Genomic DNA, 6,278 nt, shown 5'->3' with positions numbered 1-6,278 from the left:
GAACTCGCTTAAATAATCCCGAAACTGTCGCTGTAGTTTTTTGCCATTGACCCCATAAAACCCGCCAATGGTATGGCAGTCATTAGCTTTGGTACTGACCAAGTACTTTTAAAAAAGCAGCGAACTCCTTTGACATGCGGGTCCCCTGTGCGATAAATTCATCCCATTCACGACTTACTTTAATCCACTTTTTATCAAGTAGAACGTCCCAACGCCTTCGTTTAAGATTTAATGATAGTAGATTGTCTCGAACGGGATAATCCTCGATTATTCGAGGCTCCATGAAGCCACTGGCTTTATACTTGCAATCCTTGTACTTGGATGGTATTTGTTTTTTCTCCTCCAAATATATCGTTAGACGGTTCTCATATAAAACATGCTTTATAGGCTTCTTTTCGAATCCAACAATATCAAAATACTCTAATATTCCTTCTGGTAATATTAAACTTAATAAGGATAACTCAGTGCCTTTATTCATCAATGTAATTTAAAGCACAAAGAAAATTATTTTTCTCTTTAGACCCAACTTTTGAGATTGATCCTGCTTTTCATAGGAGCCATTGTTATATTTAGTTTTTATTCCACTAGATTGCTCAAAGAATTTAAATCCGTTGATATTATTAATCTATCCTGGGTCAAGTAAGTTGCTTTGTTTATGAAATCTACAAATGATAAATCCGCGTTTTTAAATGTCACTTCTGTATTTTCTGGATTCAAAGTTACTTTATCATTTTGATAATATGGATGAATATTTAAACAGTATTCTTTTGATAGTGGGTAGAACAATACAGAGTTTACACCCTTAATATCATAAATAGGGTTTGTTTTTATTTTTCCCGTTTCATTGTAATCTTTTAGGTTAAGGCAATAGCCAGGATCATCTGAAGTCCACCAATATTTGTTTGGAGGGTTTTTATAAATTGTCCATCTCATGCTTACAGCACTTGTTATAAAACTCTCAGCTTCTTTTTTAAAGAAATTATAGTTAGTGAAATTTTCAAGATGATTTTTCCAAACTGGACTTCTCATTTTTGTATAGAATATCCATTGTATTAATTGTTGTTTAACTATAAAATCAATTTCAGGATTTTCCTTTGCTATTGTATAAATTATGTTGTTGTAATTAGTTTCGATGTCCGTTCCGAACATTTTTTCGATAGTTTTTCTATCGTTGAAAAAATCAGTATCAGAATAATTGGGAATCCAGAATATTCTATCGCCAGAATTTTTCTTTTGAATGTCCTTTCTATATTTATCTCCTCTATCAATTACATAAAGTCCATTTCCGTCAGCTTTGGTTGAAAAATGCTTTAAATATGTTTCTGAAACGATATGTTGTTTTCTATATTTACTCATTTTTTTAATTAAACATAACAACTGTATATAGTTACTAGTTGTTGTATTTCTATTTTAGGTTTAATGTAATAAATCTTTTTGTTGCCCAGTTATTAATTTAGGAGCGTACTATCCCGAATACTCCTGCCTTAATTATTGTTGAGTATTGCTTTCCCTGGAATCCCTTATTATAGATATAAAGAAATACAATTCCTTGAAAGTAAGTTGCGGGAAACCGTAATGGATTTACTGCGAATTCCATCTGCGGTATTTGAGTCTGTAAAACCAGGCTAGGTACTGAAAGGTGGCACTCAAAATTATACACCCCAAAATCAATATTTTGGAGGATAACAAAATATGTACTTTTAGGTCCAGATAATTATCCGGATGGACTAGTGCTTTTCATGGGAGTACGGTGTTGTTCTTTCGTTATTTTATTTCTTTCGCTATTAAATTCTGTATTTCATCAATTGTCGCTAATCCACCTTTAATTCGATTAATTCCAGAAGCAAGATTGTCACGATTTAATTTCAAAATATTCTGCGCTTTTGAAGGCCTTAGTAGTATGCTATAATCTTTTAGCTCTACATATTTCTTAAATTCAAATTCAACCATTTCTTCAAATAAAACAGGCAACCAATGATTATTAAAGGTCAATTCAATGTCGGTAGTTGACTTTACCATTTGCGAAGCTTCGTCATCGTAATACTTCCCAAGTAAAAAGCGTAGATTTTTATTTGATATTTTGTCAAGTCCTTTCGATTTTAATACCTCATAGGCATTTGTAAGAGGCTGAAATCTATTAAACATAATGATGCTGCCAAGCCATATTTTAATGCTATCTTCAGTTTTATCAGATACTTCAGATTGTAAAATTTTTTCAGATGATGTTATAGCTTTATTAAAGTCATTTACGATTTGTTTTAAAGCAAGTTTGTCGTTATTTATATTTTCTTGAATTTGGGCAAGTATCTCCTTTTCAAATTCTCTATTCTTACTTTCCTCATTCAAATTGTTTAATTGTAATGCAATCAAAATTCCAATAACAACAAGAACTATTTCGCCAATCGCATAAAGTAAATATTTACTGAATTTATTTTCAGTCAACAATCTTTGGCGAATTTTTCTAAAGAATTTTATCATTGGTTTTTTGGTTTGTTATAATGAAGCACAACATTATAGGATTAAATCATGTAAGCCAATGGCGCAGTTTGATTTAATCCGCCGTTGAACTATGCGGTGTCGGTTTGCGCTTATAATGCTATGGGGATTGAATCCGTTTTATTTTATCTCAAGTTAGGAATTTTTGCTATGAGCTGGGAGAATTTTTCTTCCTTTCGTTAAATGGCACAGATTGCAGCGAAATAACTGGCACTTTAAACCAACGTATCTTAAGGTTTAACAACCCACATAGCAAGGAAAACTGGGGACTTGTTTAGTTAATTGCGGTTCTCTTATTTTGGCTCCTTCAGTTCTAATGGACGTTTAGTACCGTCTGCACGGAGTTTTAGTTATTACCTGCTGGCTTTTTCTATTCAGTCGTCAGCATTGACAAATACATAAATGCTTTAACACAATCCTCAAGTACTCTTCCAAATTTATACTTTTCACTGATAACTTGTAGGCTTCCCCTTTTTTAGAACACCTCTAAATTCGATAAATAATTGTTGTTTAGGTCGGATTTGACGCCGAATTGAAATATTTGCCAACGGTACTGGATACAAATCGTTGCCATCCTGAAGGCTGGCTATGAATTTTTAGGTAGTATTGTGTAGCGTTATTTTTAATCAAATGATATTCAATTAAAAAAAGAGAACTCTTCTATAATCCGTTTATTTCGATTAGTACTTCTTAAAATTTGCAGTTACACTTCCTACATTATCAATCACAACTTTCAACTCAACATCTTGATCAATGTTTATGAGTTCAACGGGAGATCCAGGTATTACCAAGTTCCCTTTTTCTAAAGACATGCCTTTATCGGTTAGAAAGTTTACCAACCAGCGTAATGAGTTAAGAGGACCTCCCATAATCTCAGAAGAAGGTGCTGACATTAAAAAGGAATTATTCTTATAAACAGCAAATTTCTCATCTTTGAATTGTAGATTATCCGGAGACACTCTTTGATTTCCTATGATAAGTCCGGTATGAATGCCTCCAGAACAAATTAGTTCTTGAATGGTCGGTGGCTTAATCCAAAAATTGTATTCATGAATTTCAATTCCAGGGCAGATATATTCAATCGCACTTATAAGTTCCTTATCTGACAGGTTTTTCCCTTCTAGATTTTTCCCGATTTTAAAGACCATCTCAGGTTCTATAGCACAGTTGATGTAATTGCTACAATCAATATTTATTTGATTTTCTGCCGTATGAGGATAAAATAGCTTTCCATTAATCGGTTCACTTAAACCAAACTGCCTCCTTATCGAGCTACTAGTGCACCCTACCTTAAATCCTGCCAGAGTTTCTCCAGCTTCGATTCTTCTTTTCGTCACCAAGTCCTGTACTTCATATGCTTCTTTAATAGAAAGATTTCTTATCAAGATTTCCTCTCCATGCCATTCCTTTTCATAAAATGAGTGATAAAAATCGTTTGCTATGGATTCGAGCATCTACAAAGGTTATTTAATTTTTTATGATACAAAAAAATGGGAAATAGCTATTATTATATTTCTTTTATAGGTCTAATTTAGTAAATCATTTTTTGTTCATTCATTGTGTTACTATTAAAGTCTCAGCGTATTGCTACCAACGTGTTTGGTTAAGATTCCGTTGCGAGGAAAACCGTAGGATTTTAGGCGTAGATGTCAAGCCAAGCTAAATGTAATTATTTTTGGTTTACCATTAAGGGATCAATGAATTATAGCTGGTGTTGGCGTTTCATATTTTATTCAAAATAATTGTCAGGAACCAATAAATCACCTTTTTCCGATTCCCATATCATTGACAGGATTTTCCATTCATTTTTTGTTTTAACTAACTGAAAATTAATTATTCCTTTTTCGGCAAGACTGTCAGTCGTATTGAAATGAACACCATATAAGCTAGTTCTTTGAGCTATATTCCCAAAAAGTCTTGTTTTTCCTTGAATTTCCCATTCTTTTAAGTATTCTACTTTATTTTCCGATAACATACTTTCCATATTATCAAAATAGTCAATCGGGTTCTTAAGAGTCAATGAGTCTTTGCTTATAAATCCCAAACAAGCATGTTCTATAAATTGTTCTTTAATAGTCTTGTAGTCAGGTTTTTTGTTTGAGTCCACCACTATATTGTTATAGACATTGTTTATCGTATTGAGTATTTCGGCCTCATCCTTACTGTTGATTTTTAAATTTTCTTCTTTGTTTTTTATCTCATTTTTACACGATAAACTGATTAAAGAAACAATGATAATTGCTAAAATATTTCTCATTTTTGAATTGTTTTTAAATATGGGTGCAACGTTTCGGCCACACGTAGTGTTTCATTGGCTTTGGGTATAAGTATGGTTGTAGGCAGTTTATTAGCCAATCCCTTTCTCCCTAATAGATGTTCTTTATCACAAATTTTACATCATTGTAGATACATTCTTCGCCAACAGTTTTGTTTTCTAAACACTTATATAAAGGAGCGTTAATAGAAACCCCTACAAACTGTTTGTTATCATACTCAAAAGGTTTTGTGGCCGTTGATATTATTATAAATATTTTGTCTGTTTCAACAATTGCTCCAAGTTCAATGACTGAAGTGGGTTCGAAACTCAAGTTTTTTAGAAATTCCAAATTCTTTATATGGGTTTGGACATGTTTATCCAATTTTTTAGAAATTTCGCTCCCAGCATTTAATTGCGCGTCATCACCCATATCAAGTACTTGATCACAGGCTCGACCATTTCCGCATAAGTAACTGGAATAGTTAAGGTCACTTTGGTCAACTTGGGCAAACTCTTGTTCAATGAGATAATTTTTGATTTCAAGTTTATTCATAATGAGCCACTAGTTTATCTTTAATGGGTAACTTATGATTTTGTCGCATCACGTATGTTGCTTTGTAATTTACATATTGTTGCAGCCAGTTTTATTCAGGTTATTTAATATGTGCCGAACATTATCATACTTTTATTTTACTAATTAGTCTATTCGTTTCAACGCTGGGATATCGCTTTTAATTATTTTTTATAGCTCTAATGTAATAAATTATTTTTGTTGGAATGTACAAAGGTAAGATTGGCACTCTACCCTTACTTTTAATTGTATTTAGTATAGTAAGTCTACTCTTGCCATGGCAAACAAATGGGGTCAAGCAAGATTACTTTTAGGAAACCCATAAGGAGCCTATATTTAGATTAAGCAGATATTTAGCTATGGAATTTTAATGTATGCTCAAAAACGTATCTGCATAACAACCATCTAAGAATAACATTGGGGACGGATAAAATTTTATATATCCATTTTAGGTACCGGATTTTATGGATTAAAAAAAACTTCTTTAGAGATATGCGAAAGCTGTTGCAAGATGTAATTTGGCTCTCACACTATTTATGATCTGTTTATAATAATTTTTAATTAAATTAAATATGAAAAAAGTACTGTTTATAACGACTTTTGTACTGGGAGGTGTCATCGGAATGGCCCAGGAGATAAATCCCCAGAACGGAGATACAACAAAACAAGTGGTCACGACTCATGACGGTTATACTGAAATAAAGGTGGAGGACCTGACAGGTGAAATTAATATGGCAATAGGCAAAAATTACCCCAAAACCAACATCGACAAAGCTTATTGGAATGAAAAAAATCAAAAATATAAGCTTGAAGTAAGTAAGGAAGGTGGGGAATCTGCAACCCTGTTCCTAGATAGGGAAGGAAATTTTGTGAAGGAATAGAATTAATACTTATTAGGCACAACAATGAGGCTGTCTATAAGGATTATTATTTTTTATGGGACCCAAAGTTGGG

7 protein-coding genes are annotated in these 6,278 nt (G+C 32.7%); 1 reads left to right on the top strand and 6 read right to left on the bottom strand.

Annotation, left to right across the window (positions count from 1 at the left end; all coding sequences use genetic code 11):
- Positions 1 to 82: 82 nt before the first annotated feature.
- The 6 genes from H4O18_RS21085 to H4O18_RS21060 form a co-directional block, all read right to left on the bottom strand.
- On the bottom strand, positions 83 to 478 hold the full coding sequence (locus H4O18_RS21085) for an ISAon1 family transposase N-terminal region protein (RefSeq protein WP_187588381.1): 396 nt from the start codon (positions 476 to 478) through the stop codon (positions 83 to 85).
- Positions 479 to 576: 98 nt separating this feature from the next.
- Entirely contained in the window at positions 577 to 1,356 is a 780-nt protein-coding gene (locus H4O18_RS21080; RefSeq protein ID WP_187588379.1) for a DUF4238 domain-containing protein, read from the bottom strand.
- Positions 1,357 to 1,764: 408 nt separating this feature from the next.
- Positions 1,765 to 2,478, bottom strand: coding sequence for a DUF6090 family protein (locus H4O18_RS21075; protein ID WP_187588377.1), 714 nt, complete (start codon positions 2,476 to 2,478; stop codon positions 1,765 to 1,767).
- 698 nt (positions 2,479 to 3,176) lie between these two features.
- Positions 3,177 to 3,950, bottom strand: coding sequence for a 2-keto-4-pentenoate hydratase (locus H4O18_RS21070; RefSeq protein WP_187588375.1), 774 nt, complete (start codon positions 3,948 to 3,950; stop codon positions 3,177 to 3,179).
- A 275-nt stretch (positions 3,951 to 4,225) separates the two neighbouring features.
- Complete coding sequence (locus H4O18_RS21065) at positions 4,226 to 4,753, bottom strand: hypothetical protein (protein WP_187588373.1); 528 nt, start codon at positions 4,751 to 4,753, stop codon at positions 4,226 to 4,228.
- A gap of 109 nt (positions 4,754 to 4,862) precedes the next feature.
- Positions 4,863 to 5,306, bottom strand: coding sequence for a hypothetical protein (locus H4O18_RS21060; RefSeq protein WP_187588371.1), 444 nt, complete (start codon positions 5,304 to 5,306; stop codon positions 4,863 to 4,865).
- A gap of 590 nt (positions 5,307 to 5,896) precedes the next feature.
- Here H4O18_RS21060 and H4O18_RS21055 point away from each other — a divergent pair.
- Positions 5,897 to 6,205, top strand: a complete 309-nt coding sequence (locus H4O18_RS21055; protein ID WP_187588369.1) for a hypothetical protein — start codon at positions 5,897 to 5,899, stop codon at positions 6,203 to 6,205.
- Positions 6,206 to 6,278: the final 73 nt, after the last annotated feature.

The sequence above is a fragment of the Arenibacter arenosicollis genome (genome assembly GCF_014397245.1).
GTDB lineage: Bacteria > Bacteroidota > Bacteroidia > Flavobacteriales > Flavobacteriaceae > Arenibacter > Arenibacter arenosicollis.
Note: the sequence above shows the minus strand (reverse complement) of the source record. Positions and strands in the feature narration are given on the sequence as shown.

Excerpts from the sequence above, each read along its gene's own strand:
- H4O18_RS21075 (WP_187588377.1), bottom strand. The coding sequence starts at position 2,478 with ATGATAAAATTCTTTAGAAAAATTCGCCAAAGATTGTTGACTGAAAAT.
- H4O18_RS21080 (WP_187588379.1), bottom strand. The coding sequence starts at position 1,356 with ATGAGTAAATATAGAAAACAACATATCGTTTCAGAAACATATTTAAAG.
- H4O18_RS21055 (WP_187588369.1), top strand. The coding sequence starts at position 5,897 with ATGAAAAAAGTACTGTTTATAACGACTTTTGTACTGGGAGGTGTCATC.
- H4O18_RS21070 (WP_187588375.1), bottom strand. The coding sequence starts at position 3,950 with ATGCTCGAATCCATAGCAAACGATTTTTATCACTCATTTTATGAAAAG.
- H4O18_RS21065 (WP_187588373.1), bottom strand. The coding sequence starts at position 4,753 with ATGAGAAATATTTTAGCAATTATCATTGTTTCTTTAATCAGTTTATCG.
- H4O18_RS21060 (WP_187588371.1), bottom strand. The coding sequence starts at position 5,306 with ATGAATAAACTTGAAATCAAAAATTATCTCATTGAACAAGAGTTTGCC.
- H4O18_RS21085 (WP_187588381.1), bottom strand. The coding sequence starts at position 478 with ATGAATAAAGGCACTGAGTTATCCTTATTAAGTTTAATATTACCAGAA.